This window comes from Nocardia sp. NPDC003345 (genome assembly GCF_053589395.1).
The window spans coordinates 1-18873 of the sequence record NZ_JBSFRU010000099.1; the positions used below are offsets into that span (position 1 = coordinate 1).

The following is an 18873-nucleotide window of genomic DNA, read 5'->3' on the forward strand; positions in this document are numbered from 1 at the left end:
CGGGTTGCCCGTCGTACCAGTACTTGACCTCGGGTGTGCCGTCCGGATGGACGCCGACCTCCTCCGCGATTCGGGTGAGGCCGAAATCCGTATGCGACAACGACCGGTTCGCCAGCGCGTCGGCCAGGAAGTCGTGTGCGGCGAACACCTGCTGGGCCGTTGCCTCCGGGGCGGCCTGCTCGGCACCTTCGGATCGGAGGAACTGCCGTTCCCCGCGGTCGATGATTCCGTCGATCTCGTCGATCAGCACATGTCGCGGTGGCCGGTGGCCGGCATTGGCCAAATGCCCGACCGTCTCGCCGGTCGCGACGACGATCGCCGGGCGACCCTCGGTGATCGGCCCGAAGCCACTGTGCTGATCGGCCCGGAATACGTCGATCCCGGACCCGCTCAGCAACTTCTGGTACTTGACCACCTCTCGATTGGCCAGCCCGTCGGTCGTGGTCACGAGCAGAACCGAATCGTTGTGCACCGCGCGTTGTATCGCCGCGGCGGTGAACACCAGCGATTTGCCCTCGCCCGGTTTCATTTCCACCGGCCGTGAGGCCAGCGCGAATACCGCCTCCACCTGCTCGACCCGCAGCACCATTCCTCCCGGCACCGCGTCGCTGACCGTGCCGCGCCGGATGAATTCCATGGTGGCGAGCATCGACTGGTGCGGATCGCTGTCGAACAGTCCCGCCCGCACCACCTCGTCCGGAAGGTTGTGCAGGCGCTGACTCTCCGGGATGTGCTCACCGGAACTCGAATGGAAATCGGTCAGCAGATCGACTGCCCGATCACGATCGCTGCGCGGTCCGGCGGTCTCGCCGGTGCCGTCCGGACCGGTGCCGTCGGTAGTCGTCTCGCGTTGCGGGGGCGCCTGCTCGCCGTCGACCGGCGATCCGCTGTCGTCGCGAACGCCCGGCGGTGATCCCGAATCGCCGTCGGCGGCCGGCTGGGTCCGTGCCGGAGCCTGGTTGCCGTCACCGTCGGCGACGGCGGTGCGTTCTCCGGACGGGTTGTGCTCGGTCTTCGCCTGCGCGACCTGTTCGCCCGGGGTGCCCGGCCTTTCGGGAAGGCCGCCGGCGGGCCGTGGCGTACTGTTCTCCGGAATTTTCGGCGGCGGCGCGGTTTCTCCCACGGCCGCGACCGATCGCGGTGCTGCCGTCTTCTCGGTAGTAGCCGCCTTGTCTGGATTCGAGCGCTGGACCGGAGCGGCCGATTCGGAATTGGCTCCCGGGCGTACCGGGCCGGTCTCGGAGGCCGGGGGCCGGGCAGCGGTCTGCGATCCCGGTGGCCCCGCGGCAGCCCGATCGGCCGAGACGGATGCGGGCCGTCCGCTGGGTGTTCGCTGCTCCGCGGCCACCGACTCGGGGGCGATCGCGGCGGTTGCCCTGCCGCGCTCACCTCCGGCCCGCGTCGCTTCCGGAGTCCCGGCCCAGGCGCGCTTGGCCGCCTCCCACCCACGTTTCGATTCGGGTGACACGTCGATCGGGCGCCGGACCGCCGCGCTCCCGTCGTGCCCGGCCGGGATCGCGTCGGGCGGTGTGAACGTCCCGACGCCGTCGATCGCTGGGGGCCGGGCAGCGCCGCGGGCATACACGCCTCCGGCGAAGGCGCCGTTGAGCAGGGGCCCCAGCACTTGGGTGTAATGCTGCGGCCACCCGGCGACCAGCGACGCCGCGCCCAGACCCGCGATCGCGCCCGCCGTGCCGTGCACCAGACCCATGGCCACGCGACTGCTCTCGATCCGGGGAAACACCATCGGAGCGACGCGGCCCGCGACCATGCCGCCGGTCGCTCCACCCGCCCCCGCCAGGGCCGCGACCCCGATCGAGGTCAGATCGATACCCGTTGGATTTGTGCCGTCCGACCCGATGAAGCCGGCGGTCCGATCGCCGGTGGCGACCTGCATCGCCTGCACTCCCGCGTCGACACCCACGGGCAGCGCGACGGCCTTGCCCAGCATGGTGGCGAACTGCGCGGCGCTCATACCGCTCAGCCGGGCGGCCGTCCGCGCGCCACCGGCCTGAATCGCCCGCTCCAGGCCGGTGCGCATCACGGCGACCTTGACGCGCCCCTCCACCAGCATGCCCTCCACCGCCGGCGCCGCCGCGACCGCGCCGCCCGGACCCGCCGCCGCGGCGCTGCTCATCAATCCGAAGATTCGCCACGCCAGGTGGATTCCGAACGAGAACATCACGCACAGCCACTTCTCCGCGTCATTGGCCGCCGCCTGCGCCTGATCGGCGAGAGCGTTCACGTCCTCACCGAGCCGGGCCGCGCTCTTCCGGTATGAGCGCAAGGTCTCGCGTAGCTGCGTCGCCAGCTGCCCTACCGAATCCTCCTGTGCCAAGAGAGTTTCGATATCGGTCGCGCAGCCCTCCAATTCGGCACTGCGGGTGCGCAATTCGGCGGCCATGCGGCGCAGCGTGGAAATATCGGCGCGGGGAAGCTCGCCGCCGAACGCCACCATCTCGATCGGTGTGCGCAGGAAGCCCGGCAGGCTTTCGAAGGCGTTCCGCACCTCCACGACCGGGCTGAACAGCGAACCGTCCATCGCCCGGGCCTACTCCGGCGGGGCCGCCGCGGCGACCAGTACCGCATGCAGCAGTTGCGCCTGAATCCCCGCCGCCGCGCCGTGCTGGACCACTTCCGCGAACGCCACCCCCAGCGCCTCGTCCAGATCGAAAGTGCCCGGCGTGCTGGGGCTTCCTGCCAATTCGGCGCGCCACAGCCGATATCCACGCACCGCCTCGGCGAGCGTCGGGTGCGGTTGCGGCCGGGTACGCAGGTACTCCGCGATCAGGACACGTTGCGCCTGCCTACGCGCGACACCGCCACCGGCGGCATCGAAGGCGCGGCCGAAGGCCCGCAGGGTCGCCGGATAGACAGGCGATGCCGCCGGTTCGGCCGGGTCCACGGTTTCGGCCGGTACTTCCGGTTGTCGTGCGGCGCGCCGGTCGAGCGTTATCGACCTGGTGCCGGCCTGCCTCTCGTGGGGCTCACAAGTCCACCGCACCGTCTCGGGTTCGTTGTCGAGCTCGGCCACCGCCACGATTTCCAGCGTGATCATCGGATAGCCGGTGAGCACCCGGTCCACCGCGGTCAGGAAGGCCTGTACCGCGGGAAGCCGGAGGCCGGGTGCATCGAACCCGGTCACCTGGACATCGTGTCGCTCGGCCAACTCGCGTGCCAGCCGTTCGATCTCAGGGTCGGGTGCGGGCCGCGCGCGGCGGGCGGGCCGGTCGGATTCGCCGGGCTTGTCTCCCGCCGCGGCGTTCGGTCGCGGTGGGGAACCGGGCCGAGGGCTCGCCGGTGAGTTCTCGGATGAATTGGAGCCACCGGGTGCACCAGCGCCTCCGGGAGTACCGGGTCTTCCCGGTGAGCCCGGCGCCTGGGCCGGGCCGGGCGTCCGCGCGGGCTGCTCGGTCCACGGGGTGTCGCGCCGCGGCCCCGGTGTCGCGGCGGCGGGATTGCCGGTCGGCGCCCCCGGCCCTCGAGGTGCGTTCGGCCGGCCGGGTGGGGGAGATACCGCGGAGGCGGGCGGGGGAGATACTGCGGAGGACTGTGGGGTTGCCGACGATGGAGATCGCCCGCCGGTGGGATCGGCCGGCCCGTTGGCCGCCGGAGCGGATTCGGGCCGGGAACGACTCCACGGCGCCTGCGCCTGCCGGCCGTCATCCGGTGCGGCCCGCCCCGGGGATAGGTTCGGCGCCGGTGTACCACCGGGCGGGTGCAGACCACCCGGCGGGCTTTGTTCCATGCCGACGGGATATCCCGCGGAATCTCGGGTGGGCGGCACCGTGGCGGGATCGGACGTGCCCGGCCACCGGGTATCGACCGGGGAGACCAGGCCGGCGGCATCGTCGGAGCGCGGCTCGGCGAGGCCATCCGATCGCGAATCCCGGTCTCGGGCCGCGGCGGTCACCCGTGCGGCGTTGTCGGCATCCTGATCATCGAACTCTGCCGCGGCGCCGATGGTTCCGGACGCGGTGCGGTGCAGATGGTCGGCCATCGCCTGCACGGTTTTCACGACTTGATCGGCGTGCGGTGTGAACTGTTCGGCGAACATGCGACCCATATGGTCGTCACCCCAGCTGCCTTCCGACAGTTCCAGGCAGTCCTGCAGCCCGGTGTGGGTCCGGCTCATCCGATCCGCGATCTCGGCCAGCCGCGCGCCGCGTTCGCGTAGGTCGGCCGGGTCCAAGCGAAATTCGCCGCTCATCTCCCACCTCGGACCGGAGGCCCGCCTACCCGCAGCCGGAACCGCCGCTCGAAGTCGGTGAGGAAGGTGGACAAGGGCACCGATGAGCTCGAACGCTCCACGACACCGTCGTCCGCGACATAGAAGACCGCCCGGTCGAGCGCTATCTCACCCTCCGGCACCGGTGATCGCACCATCCAGCCGACGCTGATCCGATCCGCCCGCAAGGTCGACAGCGGGTATCCGGTCGTGTCTTCGCCACGCCCGCGGATATGGTCACGGACCAGGTTCAGCGCCTCCGTTTCGTGAATTCCGGCGACATCTCCCGCAATGAGATCGGCGAGCACGAACTGGAACCGGGCGCCGTCGATATCGAGCCCGGAATTCTTACGCGCGACCTGCGTGATCGCGGCGCGTGTGACCGCCGCCGCCTGCGCGGCCGCCACGAGTTGCTCGGCAGAATCCGGCGATGACGCCTCCAGCACGCCGGCCACCACCTTCGCCACCGTATCGGCCGTCCAGACCGCGGGTATCGCCGCCGCGCATTCGGCGATCGGGGCGGATTCGCCGCGGTACCACTGCCCCTGGTCCCACCAGTAGCAGAACGACAGCATGCCGGTTATCACTCGCGGGTTGAGCACCGGGTCGACCACCCAGTCCGGTGCACCGGCGAACAGTCGCGGCATCGGGCCGTGCCCGTTGTAGGCGGCATCCAGTATCGGCGCATCCCACACACCGCCCGACAGCACCGCCCGGTCGCCGGGAAGCAGCGTCAGCGTCGAACCGCTGTGTGCGGCGCTTTCGAAGATGGCCACCGATGGGCCGATTCGCGGCCCCCGTTCCGATCCGGCCGCCACGAAGGCCGCGGCCAGCACCGCCCACCGTGCCCACAAGACCGCCAGATCCGGTAATTCGCCGGTCACGGGCGTCGGCCGCACGTCCGCTTCCCGATCCGCGCGCACAGCGTCCGCGGCCGCGCGCGGTGAACGCGATTGACGTTCGCCGCGTCCGATATAGGCGGCCAGCCACACAGGTAGCCGGCTGCGGGGATAGTGTTCGAGGTCGGCCAGATACGCCTGCGGTGCGAACAACTGCTCGCCGGGAAACGGCTCCCCGTCCCGATCGGTGACGACCTCGGCCGCATCGGCATCGATGTCGACCGTCATCCGCCACCACGGCCCGTTTTCCAGCGCGGCCGATAGTTGCCGGTGGTGTCGCACCGACTCCCATATCGCCTCCGGCACCTGACACCGGACCGGGCCGTCGCCGTCATCGGCCACGAACAACGCCGATTCGGCGACAACGGTCATCGCGAACGAGGCCGTGAGCCGCTGCCCTCCCGTCGGCGCGATTCCACGCAGGCCGGTGACGATCCGATCGGCCAACTCCGCCAGCTCCGCACCCCGGGAATCGATCACAGCTCACTCCCATATCAGCGGAACGTTGCGCAAAGCGTTCCTCCGCACTCTCACTCGGAGAGCCGCGGCGCCACCAGCGGCAATCGCTGCGACGTGCCGGGCAGGATCGCGCTCCGATCGAAGATGGCGCAATGCGCGGTCGAGCGCAATTCACCTGTATTGCCAACCATGGCAAGAGTGACCGGCGGCCCCGGGTTACGGCCCGCCGCCGCTGGTCAGCGGTCGAGTACCGCCAGCATGCCCGACACCGCCGCCGGCCAGGTGAACTGTTCGGCCCGTTCACGGGCCGCGCCCCGCCGCTGCGCGGCCGGTCGGGCGAGCACATCGGTGACCGCGTTCGCGAATGCCGCCGGATCGTCGTCGGCGACGGCGCCGCAGTCGCCGACGACGATATCGGCCAGGGCCGAGGACCGGCTGGCCACCACCGGGGTCCCCGCGGCCAGCGCCTCCAGCGCGGCCAGCCCGAAGGTTTCGTGTGGGCCGGGCGCCAGGGAGATATCCGCGGTCGCCAGCAGGGTCGCCACATCGGTCCGGTCGCTGATGAACCCGGTGAAATGCACCGCCGGCATTCCGCCGGGGAGTGCGGGCAGGCCCCGGGCCAGACGTTCCAGGGCGTCGCGGCGGGGGCCGTCACCGGCCACCACCAATCGGGCGTCGACACCGGCGCGGCGGAGTTCGGCGATGGCATCGATACTGCGGTCGGCGCGTTTCTCCACCGACAACCGGCCGCAGTGCACGAGCAGCGGCTGCCCCGGCAGTCCGAGGTCGGCCCGCAGTCCGAGATCGTGGCGCCGTGGGCTGAACAGGTCCAGATCGACCCCGAGCGGCACCATCTCGACATTGGGGGCGTCGATACGCCGGAATTCGGCCCGGGCGAACTCGGTGGTGCATACCACCCGGTCGTAGTCGGCGGCGGTGCGGCGGTTGGCGATATCGGCGCAGTGCCGCGCGTAGCGGTCCGGCATGATCTGGCCCAGCAGCCGGTCCAGCCGTTCGTGGGAGATCATCACCCCGGTGATGTCCCGGCGGCGGGCCCACCGGCCGAAACCGCGCAGAGTCAGCCGGTCCGAAACCTCGAGCACATCCGGGCGCAGACCGGTCAGCACATCGGCCACCCGGCGTGGTTCGGCGGCCCGGTACCCGCCGGTCCACGGGATCCGGACGGCCGGCAGGGTGATCCGCCGGACCCCCGTCGGCAGGGTTTCCTCGGCGCGCCGCCGCCCGGGGACGATCAGTACCACCTCGTGCCCGGCGGCCACATACCCCTCACCGAGATGATGCAGCGCGGTCCGCAACCCGCCCGAGCGCGGACCGTAGAAATTCGCCAGTTGCACAATGCGCACGTCGCCGATCGTGACCGGGGCCGGGTGCCCGGTGGAACCGGGCCGCTGAATCCCCGGTGAACGGACGGTGTTTTCTTGTTCGCCCGGCCGCTACTGGGCGGCCGGTCCCCGGCCCACCCGGGGCAGATCGAGGTTGAGCGGGATTCGCCCGACGGTCAGGTGCTCGCCGACCTCGTCGGCGGGCAGTGGCCGGGCGATGAGGAAACCCTGGGCGCGATAGCAGCCCAGCCCGACCAGGGTGCGGGCCGCGACCGGGGTCTCCACACCCTCACCGACGACACCGAGACCGAACGATCCGGCCAGTCCGATGATCGATTTCACGATGGCCAGATCGTCGGTACTGGCACCCAGCCGCTGCACGAAACCGCGGTCGATCTTGACCGCGTCCACCGGCAGCGCCTTCAGATGCGACAGCGAGGAGTAGCCGGTCCCGAAATCGTCGATGGCGATCTGGACGCCCATTCGTTTGAGACCGCGCAGGGTGACCTGGGTGCGGGCCAGATCCTGGACCACCACGTGTTCGGTGATCTCCAGGCAGATCGAACTGCCGTCGATCCCGAACTGCCGGAGCACATCCTCGATACGTTCCACGAAGTCCAGGCTCACCAGCTGCACCGGGGAGACGTTGATCCGCATGACCATATTCGTGGCCAGTCCCTGCCGCCGCCACTGCGCGAACTGCGCGCAGGCGGTGCGGATAACCCACCGGCCCAGCTCACCGGCGAGATTGGTGGCCTCGGCGACGGTGACGAACGCGCCGGGTGGCAGCAGGCCGCGGGTGGGATGCTCCCAGCGCACCAGCGCCTCCATGGCCACGATCCGGCCCGTGCGCAGATCGACCTCGGGCTGATAGTGCAGGACCAGCGAGCCGTCGGAGACCGCGCCGCGCAGGTTGAGCTCGACATCGTCCTGGAGTTCGAACTGGGCGCGCATGGCGTCGGTGAACAGGGCGACGCCGTTGCCGCCGCCGGATTTGGCCGACAGCAGGGCGTGATCGGCTCGGCGCATGATGTCGGAGACCGTGGTCTCGCCCGGGATGCCGACGGCGACGCCGACGCTGGCCCCGCGGCTGACGGATTCCCCGCCCACGGTGACGCGGCGGCTGATCAGCTCCTGGATCCGCGTCGCCTCGTGTTCGGCGGCCACGGTGTCGATGGGTTTGGCGGGCACGATCACGAACTCGTCACCGCCGAGGCGGGCGATCATATCGTGGGGGTCGAGGTTCTCGCGCAGCCGTTCGGACAGGGTCCGGATGAATTTGTCGCCTGCGGTGTGGCCGAGGAAATCGTTGAGAGCCTTGAGCCGGTCGAGGTCCAGGAAGAAGGCCGCGACCGGGCCGGGGCTGCCCGGTTTCAGGCGCTGCTCCATATGTTCGAGCAGGGCGCGGCGGTTGGCCAGACCGGTCAGATCGTCGTGCAGGGCGATGAAACGCAACTGCTCCTCGGCCTCCACCCGGGCCTGTAACTGCGCGAAGAGGGTGGCGATGGCCTTGAGGACGTTCAGTTCGCGGGTGCTCCAGTCGCGGTCGCCGACCTTGACGAACCCGAGCAGGCCGGTCGAGCGGCCCCGGGAGACCAGGGGGACGGCCGCGGAGCTGATATCGCCCAGCCCCGACGCGGAATGGATCGTCTGCTGGTAGTCGGCGGCGCTGGCCGGGATCAAAAAGGGTTCGGTGGCGTGTTCGAGCGATTTGAACACCGAATCGGCCTGGTCGAAATACACGACCTTGAGCGGATCGGGTTCGGGCACGTCCTGGCGGGGCGGCCATTCGGGGCGACCAGGACGGTGGCGCGGTTCTTGGGATCGTTGTGGCGGAGGTAGCTGAAATCGACATCGAAATAGTCGATGAGCATCGCCAGAACCTGCTCGGTCGCCGATACCATCGTCGCCGAATCGACGCCCATCAGCTCCGCGGCGACTTCGGTCACCAGCGAGTCGAGTGTCCGCCGAGGCACCTGATCTCCGATCACACTATCCGCGGATGTCCCCGCCCGTTACCGGGCGGCGTCGGCTCCGCACGCTGGCAGCTGCCGCGTAACTCAGGCGTAATACCAGCGCCACGCTTTCATGTTCCGGCACGTCCAGTATTTCCAGGAAACGACCCTGAAGTGTGGACAGTCTATCCGCGTATGCCGCCGAAAGCGCATCCAGTTCGGTACGGGTTCGGGAAAACAAGAAGACCGGGGACATGGGCTGCACCGCCAGGCCGGACCGCTGTGCGTGGATCCAGACCCGCTGGACAGCGGCACCGGCGCGGGCATAACCGGTCAATACGGCGGACTCTGTCCCGGCTCCGCCGTCGAACGTGACCGCGACGATCGCGGAGCTGGAGCGCACTCTGTCCCGCGCGTAGTCGCCCAGTGCGGCCCCGGCCGACCAGCTGTGCAACTGGGCCATCACATCGGCGCGTCGGCCGATCTGCAGAGCGACCCGCTCGTCGGGGGCCAGTTCGAGCGAGCGGGTGTCGATACCGTCGGCCAGGTCGTCACCGGGGTGCCGCATCTCCGCGAACATCTCCTGGTGCAGCCGCGGCGTGAGATAGCGGATGCGATCGGATTCGGCCAGCACCGTGGCCGCCTCCCGCAGGCCCGCCGAATCGGTGACCATCCGTATCCGCGCGCCCTCCGCCGCGGCGGCCGAGGCGAGCCCGTCGAGCACCGCGGCGGGTATCTGGCCGCCGTAGCCGAGCCGGCGGTTGGTCTCGCGGGCCATCGTGTGGGTGTAATCGGCGGCGAGAACCGGATCGGTGCCGGTGCCGGGCCGCAGGATCGCGGTCAGCGGGATATCGGAGCCGGGGTCCTCGTGGAGTTCGTACGGGCCGAGCGCATTGTGCGCGGCCGCCGCGACGCGGGCGTTGTACAGGGCGGCTCCCAGGGCCACGGCACTGCCGCGGTAGCCGATATCCATGGCGGTGGTGTACCGGGTGTCGAGCCGGATCCGGATCTCGTCGTCGACGGCCCGCAGCGACCAGGGCTGGATGTTGCCGCCGGAGGGCGCGCGCTGGGCGCAGGCCAGGATGCGGTCGACGGTCGCGGCCGGGGGCTCACCGGCCTCGCCATCGGCGTCGCAGATCTCGATATCGATATCGGGATCGGCCAGACCGTCCAGCGCCTGCTCCACATCGAGGCGGGTGCGGCCCGACCGCAACGGCCGGCCCAGGCCGATCCGGCGGACGGCGGTGGCGACACTGGCCGCGCCCAGCGCCACGTCACCGCCGAGCTGCGGCCAGCTGTTCAAGGTCTCACCGACCTCGACCAGACTGCCCGCCATCCGGGCCGACAGATCGCGGGCGCCGAGCAGGCCCACCACGTAGGGGGCCTTGTCGCGGGTGGACAGGCCGCGCAGTTGTTCGGCCGCGGTATCGCCGAGCAGGCCGTGGAACGGGACGCGTTCGGGCTCGAGGTCGAAACGCTCCACATCGAGGAGCCCGCGATCGCTGGTCTCCATGATCAGTGGGAGCCGCCGACGCCGGGCCGCTTCCCGGATGAGCAGTTTGATATCGAGGGAGTCGCATTCCTCCACAACGACTCCCAGCCCGTCGAGGAACTCGTCGGCGCTATCGGCGTCGACACCGGCGCCGCGCACCTCCACCGGCAGATACGGATCGAGTTCGGCGATCCGGCGGGCCGTGACGATCGCCTTGTTCACCGCGATATCGAACAGGGTGGCCGGTACGCGGTTGAGATTGGAGAGTTCGAGCTCGTCGAAATCGGCCAGTCGCAGTGCGCCGCAGGCCCCCTCCTGCGCGAGGGTGTAGGCGATGGCGTGGCCGACACTCTGGCCGAGTACGCCGACCGTCAGGGTGGCCAGGCGTTCCTGTTCGGCCCGGGTGAGCTTGTTGCGGTTGCGGTCCAGCCGGACCGCGCGGAAGGTGCGGGGACCGGGCAGCACCAAGACGCTGCGCCGCCAGGGGTAGTAGACCCAGCGGTCGTCGGCGGCCGTTTCCCCCGTATCGGGTGGATCGTTGAGCCGGTCGAATTCGGTGGCCAGCAGCCCCCGCAGATCATTGATCTCGATATGCGGGGTGGCGCGCAGCCCCGCGAGTGCCCGTTCGTCGTCGGGGTCCCCCGGATTCAGGATCAGTGGACGGTATTCCACCCCGAGATCTGCCTCACCGACCATATGCGTAGCATTCCTCCCCGCCACGGCCGAAGGGTCGATTCGACCGCCTCGCCCGCGGCTCAGCTAATCCCATAGCGCGAAGTTCACCACGCATCAGCAGATACTGCAACTTATCAGCAAATATGCGATATGTCCGGGTATCCCACCAGATCGGCAGGGTCTGGTAACGATCGTCGGGATAGGGCACCGGCGGGATCAGCTGGGCGAGAACCCCGCCGCTGGCGCGATGCCGTTCGGTGGTGAACGAGGCGACGGTGGCGAACCCGTAGCGGGCGTCCAGCAGCAGCGGCGCGTGCGCCATGCAGCGCGATATCGCGGCGGCCAGTTCGCGGCGCCGGGGCGCGTCCCGGGCGACCCATACCGCTCGCGATTCGACCACTCCGCGCGGGATCCGCCGGGCCATCATCAGACTCAGTTCGGAGGCGCCGGGCCGGCCCGCCCACGGGGCGAGCGAGGCCGCGTCCGAGACCCAGGTGTACGGGCCCTGGACCCGCAGTCCGCCGACCACCTCGCCCGCCGTGTCGGTGGCGGCGAAGAACAGTGTGGTGGAGGCGCCGTCGCGGATGCTGTCGTATTCCAGCGCTGATTCGTTGCCGAAGTGGCGGTAGGCCTCCCGGGCGCCGGTCAGGTATTTACGCCAGAGTTCGGGGGATCGGTGCGGGGTGGTAACGCAGATTTCGTATCCGGATGCGTTGTCGCGAAATCCCGCAGTGCGGCCGCGGCACGGGTCTTCCAGGCCGACTGCGATTGTTTCGACAGCCATGCAGTTCCTACTCTTTCGCCGTGCACCCGGTGGATGGCGCACGGATTATTCGTTCTCCAGGCCACGTCCGACGCCCCGGCTCGTCGGCGTGCCCTGTGCAGTATCCGTCATCGAAACACAATTGACCAGAACTCTGGTTACTCTTCCGGAAACTGATTCGCGCCCGATTTGTTATTGCAGGTCAAGCCGGTCGATTCCAGAATGTGGAGTTACCATCAGACCGGTTGGTTCTGCATTGGTTACCGGTCGGCAACGAGCGCCCGCCGGTTATGTCAGGCGGTGATCGAGATGAACAACTCCACCGATTCCGAACCGTGCCAGATTTCGATCTCCTCGCGATAGGCGCGCGTGATCTCGGCGGAGGCCGTGGCATCGTCGACCTGGGCCCATACGTCTTCGACCGGGTCGTGATAGTCGCCGTTGGGTACGAAGCGCGCGTAGACGCCTCGCGGCACCCGGACGAGGACGTCGCCGATCTGGGCCGCGCCGGGTTCGGCGTACTCGAAACAGACGAGCGCGTTATAGGTCCCGGTGGGGGTGCGGACGTACACCGTGTACATCGGGCGCCCGGAATCGGCCGGTTCGGTACTCTCCACGGCGCGTTCACGGAGCCGGTCCTTGAGGAACTCGATGAGCTCGCTGTTGCTCACTTTGAAACTGGGCCGGACCTTGGGGAACACCAGGCCCGCGTACACGGACTCGCCGCGTACCACGATCGTGTAGCTCATCGAGGTTCTACCGCCAGATACAGGTCGATCTTGTAGGCATGTGGGTAGAACTCGAAATCGCCGGAGAAGGTCCGCTTGATCTGGTTGTTCTCCTCGGCGTACGCGATCTGCGCCCATAAACTGATCATGATCTGCGGAAAGTTACCGACCGAGCTGAACTTCGCATAGCTGCCACGCGGAAGTCGCGCGACCAGATGTCCGCGCGTGACCTCGTCGAACGAGCCGCACTGATAGCCGACGATCTGAGTGTTGTAGGTGCCCAGGTCGGGCGAGTAGTCCGTATAGGCCGTCGCCAGCGGACCGCCGAGCTCGTGGTGCAGGACCGAGGCCCACGCGCCCTCGAGGTCGCGGTCGCGCAGCTCACCGAGCGCTCGCTTGGGGCTGCGGACCGGAAGCCCGGCGACCCACGTCTCGTCCCGCTCGACGATTTCAAACTGCATCGAAAGACTCTTTCGAGATGTCTCCTGGTGGGCAAGCCGACCGATTGGTCGGCCGGGTCGCCATGTTATCAACCGGCCGCGAGCGGGCCGGTGCGCGCGCGGACCGCGCGCGTGGCGACCGGTCGAGGCGGACGGGCGAGTGCCCAGCCCGCCATCATGGCTTCCCCGGCAATGTACGCGCCACCCGCCGGTATTCGCCGATCGAATTCGGCGTGACTGTCGAGTAGTGCTATTTCGCAAGGTAATTCGCGCATTTTACCGCTATTCCCAGCGCTGGCCGGTGCACCTGATATTGTTCCGTAGTTCATCGGTGTAGGCGTGATACGCCATTGATCGTTCAGCGGGACTTCATCCGGCGTCATTACCAATGCCAGCATGATCGGCAGAGTCCTGAGGCGCTGCCTCGCCGTTTTCGTGCTCGCGGGGGTGTTTCCCGGCGCGCTCGGGGCCGTGGCCCTCGCACAGGACGGTTCGGGCGCCACCGCGACGAGCCGCATGGACGGCGTTGCCTGGATGAATATCCGGGACTCCGCCGGGGTCTCGCTGGCGGATTACGCATTCGTCGCCGACCACGGCGGGCTGCTGGACCCCGGCGCGACGGTCGTATGGACCGTTCTGGGCCTGGAATTCGTCGGCTACATGATCATCGTGACCACCGCGATCTGGTTCATCGGCTTCGCGCTCGGATTCACCTGGCTCGATCTGTTCGCCGAGGCGCTACGCGGTACCGCCGACGCCCTGTCCGCCCAGCTCGCCACGCCGATGGTGCTGGTGACCGCGGCGAGTATCGGCGCCTTTTTCGTGGCCTGGTTCATCGTGCGCGGATTCCCCGCCCGCGCCGTGATCCAGACGCTGACCCTGCTGACGGTCTCTGTCCTGGGGCCGCTGTTCCTGTCCGCGCCGCTGTCGGCGGTGCTGGACTCCGACGGTCTGCTCTCCCAGGGACGGGATGTCGGAATGGCGGTCGCCGCGGGACTCGGCGGATCCGGCACCCGCGAGTCCGGTCCTGTACTGGCGGCCATGCAGGGCGATATGGCCGACAATTTCGCGCGCCGGCCGGTGCAGGTCTGGAATTTCGGGCATATCGTCGACAACCATCCCGCCTGCGCGGACGCGTGGTCGGCAGGGGTGACGGCCGGCGATACCGATCGCACCCGTCGCGCACTGGACGACTGTGGCGATGTCGCCGCGGCGGCCTCCGCCGCGCATCCGCGGGTCGGGCAGATCGGCACGGGCCTGCTGCTGCTGGTCTCGGCCGCGGTCCTGCTGCTGTTCGCGGTGGTGCTGTCGGTGCGGTTGATGCGGGCCGCGCTGGACGCGATCTACCAGTGTTTCCTGGCCATATTCGGGTTCGCCGCCGGTGGTTTCGTCTTCGGGCCCACACAGACCTTCCTGGTGCGCAATCTCGTGAACGCGGGAATCGCGGCGGCGCGGATGTGTGCCTATACGGTTTTCATCGGCGTCTACCTGCTGTTCTTGGGCAATCTCTTCCAGCAGGCGCGTGGCCAGGTCGTCGCGGTCCTGGTGATCGCGGCCATCGTGCAGGTCGTCGCCGTCCTCCAGTTGGGACGACTGTCCAAGGCGCTGACCCGGGGTTCCGGTTTCGTGACCAACCGGGTCGCGTCGACGCTGCAGGGCGCCCGTGGTGGGTCCGGCGGTACCGCGCTCGGCATGGGCGGAGGCGGCGGTAAGAGCGGCGGATCGGGAGGCGTCGGGACGATCGCCGGGCTGGCGGCCCTCAATACGGTGAACGCGTCCCCGCTGACGGCCTGGCTGGTGGGTCGCACGGTCAACCCGCTGAGCCCGCTGGCCTTCGGCAAGATGCACAGCGACCGGGTCAATATCGCCACCGCGGACAGCCGGTTGGAGGGGCATCAGTGGTCCGCGCTGTCCCGGCAGAACTGGCGGCTGCTGGCGCGGCGGGAAGCCGACGAATGGGGTGGGATCGGAACCGAACTCGGGCTCTCGCGCGCGATCAAATACCTCGACAACAACCGGGTGCCGTACCGGCACATGTCGGCGGTCCTCCTGGACGCCGGCGCGGCGCACGACCGGGTGAACCAGGCGCTGCGCGCGCGCTCGGTGCGTGACGAGACCCGGTCGCGTAATCCGTACGGGTTCGGGCCGCTGCAGAAGGCGGTCGCGTCCGGGAACGCGGTGACGAACCATGCCGGAACCGATGCCGAGACCGCGTTCGCGGCGCAGGCGGTGACCGACGCCGACAGCCTGGCCCGGCACACTCTGGCGCCGGCGCCCGGAGCCGCGCTGAACCAGGAGTTCATCGCCAGGGTGCGGCAGCACTGGGATTCCGACCGGGCCCTGCGTGCCCACATCACCCCCCAGGAATGGAACTCGGTCGGCCGCGACACCCGGACCGCGATCGCGCACCAGCTGGCCACCGAGCATTTCGCTCTGACGCGGGTGTACGAGGCAAGCCCGACGGCGGTGAACCGGGAGGCTGTCGCGGCATCGGTCAAGCGGCTGGCGAACCTGGATCACACGGTGCCCGAATTCGGTATGGACCCCTGGGATCTGTGACGATCGCGCCCGGCAGCCGGGCCCGCGCGGCGGGAGTGGGGAGTTTCCCTGGTGCTGCGCCGCGCCCGGATCGGTACGCTTCAGCCGACAGCGCAGTCCGACGATCGGGAGTGTCAGCATGGGGCGGGTCGACCGCAGGAAATCGGTGAAAGACGCGAAAACGCTGATCACAGGCGCTGCCAGTGGGATCGGCAAGGCCACCGCGCTGGCCTGCGCGGCCCGCGGGGCGCGACTGGTACTCACCGATATCGATGCCGAGGGGCTGGCCTCGACCGTCGCCGAGGTCGAACGCGACGGCGGGACGGTACTGCTGGCCAAGGCACTCGATATCTCCGACTACGACGCCGTTGCCGAGTTCGCCGCCGCCGTGCACGAGGGTTTCGGCAGTCTCGATATCGTGATGAACGTGGCGGGGACCTCGATCTGGGGCACCGTCGACAGCCTGGAGATCCGGCACTGGCGCCGGATGGTCGATATCAACCTGATGGGCCCGATCAACGTCATCGAGCGATTCGTCCCGCCGATGGTGCGCGCGGACCGGCCCGGCGCCCTGGTGAACGTCTCCTCCGCCGCCGGACTGATGGCGCTGCCGTGGCATGCCGCCTACAGCGCCAGCAAATACGGTCTGCGGGGACTGTCCGAGGTCCTGCGGTTCGAACTCGCCGAGCACGGGATCTCGGTCCATGTGGTGACCCCAGGTGCGGTGGCGACCCCGCTGGTGCGGACCTTCGACCTGGTCGGGGTGGACAAGGATCATCCCCGGGTGCAGAAGGTGACCTCGTTGTTCACCCGGCACGCGGTGGCGCCGGAGAAGGTCGCCGCCGCGATCCTGAAGGGCATCGAGCGCAACAGGTTCCTGGTGTACAGCTCCTTCGATATTCGGTTCGGCTACTGGTGGAAGCGGAAATTCGCCTTCCCGTACGAACTGGTCATGCGGCAGGCCAATCAGCAGTTCAGCACGCTGAAGCAGTCGGTGAATCGGGATCCGGTGCGCACAACCGCGGATCCGGAGTCGCCGGAGTCGCACTGAGCGGATCGCAGGCGTCCGGCAGGCCCGGGTCCGGGCAGTTGAGGTGAACGTCGAGGACGCGGGCGCCGGGACCCTCGGCACCCAGCCGGTCGTGCTCGTTGACGAGTTTGCAGCTACCGAGTGACAGGCATCCGCAGCCGATACAGCCGGTGAGATTGTCGCGCAGCCGGACCAGCTGGGTTATCCGTTCGTCGAGGTCGACCCGCCAGGCCGTGGACAGCGTCTCCCAATCGCGGCGGGTGGGTGTGCGACCTTCCGGCAAACGGTCCAGGGCGGCCCGGATATCGCTGAGTGGGATCCCGACGCGCTGGGAGATCCGGATGAATGCCACCCGGCGCAGCGTCTCACGCGTGTAGCGACGCTGATTTCCGCTGGTCCGACGGCTGGAGATGAGGCCTTCGCGTTCGTAGAAATGCAACGCGGACACTGCGACTCCGCTACGCTCGGAAAGCTGGCCGGGCGTCAGTTCCTTGGTGGTCCAATCCGGTGTCGGCATCGATACTCCTCCTTCATCCTGAACAATACTTCAGGTTGACGGGAGCGCGGGCGGAAACGGGGCAACTGCTCCGCGAACTTTCGCGCCGCCGCCGTGCCCGCCGCCCGGACGCGCACTAATCTCGGGTCATGGGATCCGAAACCGCTCCCGAACCGGCCGCCCGCACCCGGAACGAGAGAAACCCGGCCACCCCCTACGGGGTCACGAGCGAAGTCGGCCGGCTGCGTGCGGTACTGCTGCACCGCCCCGGCGACGAACTCCGCCGGCTGACCCCCCGCAACAACGACCAGCTGCTGTTCGACGGAATCCCCTGGGTGGAACGGGCCCAGCAAGAACACGACCTCTTCGCCGGAGTGCTGCGGGAACACGGCGTGGAAGTGGTGCTGCTCGCCGACGCACTCACCGAAACCCTCGCGGTCAGCGGCGCCGCGCGGATCCAGGGCATTTCGGCGGCCGTGCACACCCGCCGGCTCGGGCACACCCTCGCCGGGGATCTCGCCGCCCATCTGCGCGGAGTACCCGCCCCCGAGCTGGCCCGGATCCTCATGGCGGGTATGACCTTCGACGAACTGCCGTTCGCCGCCGACAACACCTCACTGGTCCGGCGGATGCACCACGGCGGTGACTTCGTGATCGACCCGCTGCCCAATCTCCTGTTCACCCGGGACTCCTCGTTCTGGATCGGGCCGAAAGTGGCCATCACCGCGCTGGCGCTGCCGGCCCGGGCCCGGGAGACCTCACTCACCGACCTCGTCTACGCCTTCCATCCACGTTTCCTCGGGGTGCGGCGGGCCTACGAATCGCATACCGCCCCGATCGAGGGCGGCGACGTGCTGCTGCTGGCACCCGGAGTGGTGGCGGTGGGAGTCGGCGAGCGCACCTCACCGGCCGGTGCGGAGGCACTGGCGCGCAGCCTCTTCGACGATCGGCTGGCACATACGGTGCTGGTGGTGCCGATCGCGCAGAACCGGGCCACCATGCATCTGGACACCGTGTGCACCATGGTCGACACCGACGCGGTCGTCATGTACCCGGGTGTGCGCGAAAGCCTCACCGCCTACACCCTGCGCCCCGACGACGATGCCGGCGGCTGCGTGGTGACCGGACCCGACCCCTTCCTACCGGCCGCGGCGGCCGCCATGGGAATCGGGAAACTGCGAGTGATCGATACCGGGCTCGACGGGGTCACCGCGGAACGCGAACAGTGGGACGACGGCAACAACACCCTCGCCCTGGCCCCCGGTGTCGTGGTGGCCTACGAACGCAACGAGATGACCAACGCCCGGCTGACGGACTCCGGCATCGAGGTACTGCCCATCCCCGGCTCCGAACTCGGATCCGGGCGCGGCGGGCCACGCTGCCTGTCCTGCCCGCTTGCCCGGGATCCGCTATGAAAACCCGCCGGATGCGGTAAGAACGAGCCATGTTCGAGATCACGGTGTCGCACGATTCGGGCGTCCCACCCTACGAACAACTACGGCTCGCCGTCATCGCCCGGGTCCGGGCCGGGGAACTCGCCGCCGGTACCAAGATCCCGACCGTCCGGGCCCTGGCCACCCAGCTCGGCCTGGCCCCCAACACGGTCGCCCGCGCCTACCGGGAACTGGAACAGGACGGGGTACTCGAGACCCGCGGCCGGCTCGGGTCGTTCATCGCCTCCTCCGGCGATCCCACCGCCGACGCGGCCGGCCGGGCGGCCTCCGAATACGTCGCCACCATCCGCCGGCTGGGGTTGGATGCCGCGGCCGCGATCAACTACGTGCAGGCGGCATTGGCTACGTGATATTGGCGCGGCTTCGCCGCGCG

15 protein-coding genes and 1 pseudogene are annotated in these 18873 nt (G+C 69.0%); 5 read left to right on the forward strand and 11 right to left on the reverse strand.

Annotation, left to right across the window (positions count from 1 at the left end; genetic code table 11):
• Both ACWDU1_RS13740 and ACWDU1_RS13745 read right to left on the reverse strand, forming a co-directional pair.
• Positions 1-2542 (reverse strand): DEAD/DEAH box helicase (locus tag ACWDU1_RS13740; RefSeq protein WP_449998472.1); only part of this gene is annotated, 2542 nt, incomplete at its 3' end.
• 9 nt (positions 2543-2551) lie between these two features.
• On the reverse strand, positions 2552-3145 hold the full coding sequence (locus tag ACWDU1_RS13745; protein WP_449998473.1) for a hypothetical protein: 594 nt from the start codon (positions 3143-3145) through the stop codon (positions 2552-2554).
• 573 nt (positions 3146-3718) lie between these two features.
• On the opposite strand from ACWDU1_RS13745, the gene ACWDU1_RS13750 reads away from it, so the two are divergent.
• Positions 3719-4177, forward strand: a complete 459-nt coding sequence (locus ACWDU1_RS13750) for a hypothetical protein (protein WP_449998475.1) — start codon at positions 3719-3721, stop codon at positions 4175-4177.
• A 29-nt stretch (positions 4178-4206) separates the two neighbouring features.
• Here the strand turns inward: ACWDU1_RS13750 and ACWDU1_RS13755 are convergent, their stop codons facing one another.
• From ACWDU1_RS13755 to ACWDU1_RS13790, 8 genes and pseudogenes are all read right to left on the reverse strand, one after another.
• A complete protein-coding gene (locus ACWDU1_RS13755; RefSeq protein ID WP_449998477.1) occupies positions 4207-5607 on the reverse strand; it encodes a hypothetical protein in 1401 nt (466 codons plus the stop codon).
• 215 nt (positions 5608-5822) lie between these two features.
• The gene (locus ACWDU1_RS13760; RefSeq protein ID WP_449998479.1) at positions 5823-6950 is read right to left on the reverse strand and encodes a glycosyltransferase; all 1128 of its coding nucleotides are present in this window, start codon (positions 6948-6950) and stop codon (positions 5823-5825) included.
• A gap of 90 nt (positions 6951-7040) precedes the next feature.
• Positions 7041-8854 (reverse strand): annotated as a pseudogene (locus tag ACWDU1_RS13765) (bifunctional diguanylate cyclase/phosphodiesterase).
• A gap of 67 nt (positions 8855-8921) precedes the next feature.
• Positions 8922-11072 carry an Rv1355c family protein gene (locus ACWDU1_RS13770; RefSeq protein ID WP_449998481.1) on the reverse strand — a complete coding sequence of 717 codons (2151 nt, stop codon included), beginning with the start codon at positions 11070-11072 and terminating at the stop codon, positions 8922-8924.
• Positions 11062-11835 carry a hypothetical protein gene (locus ACWDU1_RS13775; protein WP_449998483.1) on the reverse strand — a complete coding sequence of 258 codons (774 nt, stop codon included), beginning with the start codon at positions 11833-11835 and terminating at the stop codon, positions 11062-11064. Before ACWDU1_RS13775 ends, ACWDU1_RS13770 begins: the two co-directional genes overlap by 11 nt.
• A gap of 272 nt (positions 11836-12107) precedes the next feature.
• Positions 12108-12563 carry an effector binding domain-containing protein gene (locus ACWDU1_RS13780; RefSeq protein WP_449998485.1) on the reverse strand — a complete coding sequence of 152 codons (456 nt, stop codon included), beginning with the start codon at positions 12561-12563 and terminating at the stop codon, positions 12108-12110.
• Positions 12560-13003 carry a GyrI-like domain-containing protein gene (locus ACWDU1_RS13785; protein ID WP_449998487.1) on the reverse strand — a complete coding sequence of 148 codons (444 nt, stop codon included), beginning with the start codon at positions 13001-13003 and terminating at the stop codon, positions 12560-12562. Before ACWDU1_RS13785 ends, ACWDU1_RS13780 begins: the two co-directional genes overlap by 4 nt.
• 68 nt (positions 13004-13071) lie before the next feature.
• The gene (locus ACWDU1_RS13790) at positions 13072-13380 is read right to left on the reverse strand and encodes a hypothetical protein (RefSeq protein WP_449998489.1); all 309 of its coding nucleotides are present in this window, start codon (positions 13378-13380) and stop codon (positions 13072-13074) included.
• Between ACWDU1_RS13790 and ACWDU1_RS13795 the strand changes: the two genes are divergently transcribed.
• Complete coding sequence (locus ACWDU1_RS13795; protein ID WP_449998490.1) at positions 13379-15541, forward strand: hypothetical protein; 2163 nt, start codon at positions 13379-13381, stop codon at positions 15539-15541. The genes ACWDU1_RS13790 and ACWDU1_RS13795 overlap by 2 nt on opposite strands.
• Before the next feature lie 118 nt (positions 15542-15659).
• Entirely contained in the window at positions 15660-16571 is a 912-nt protein-coding gene (locus ACWDU1_RS13800; RefSeq protein WP_449998492.1) for an SDR family oxidoreductase, read from the forward strand.
• Here the strand turns inward: ACWDU1_RS13800 and soxR are convergent.
• Positions 16495-17067, reverse strand: a complete 573-nt coding sequence (soxR, locus tag ACWDU1_RS13805; RefSeq protein ID WP_449998494.1) for a redox-sensitive transcriptional activator SoxR — start codon at positions 17065-17067, stop codon at positions 16495-16497. The two genes, ACWDU1_RS13800 and soxR, sit on opposite strands and share 77 nt — an antisense overlap.
• A gap of 128 nt (positions 17068-17195) precedes the next feature.
• Between soxR and ACWDU1_RS13810 the strand changes: the two genes are divergently transcribed.
• Both ACWDU1_RS13810 and ACWDU1_RS13815 read left to right on the forward strand, forming a co-directional pair.
• A complete protein-coding gene (locus ACWDU1_RS13810; protein ID WP_449998496.1) occupies positions 17196-18461 on the forward strand; it encodes an arginine deiminase in 1266 nt (421 codons plus the stop codon).
• A 29-nt stretch (positions 18462-18490) separates the two neighbouring features.
• The gene (locus tag ACWDU1_RS13815; RefSeq protein ID WP_449998497.1) at positions 18491-18850 is read left to right on the forward strand and encodes a GntR family transcriptional regulator; all 360 of its coding nucleotides are present in this window, start codon (positions 18491-18493) and stop codon (positions 18848-18850) included.
• Positions 18851-18873 lie beyond the last annotated feature (23 nt).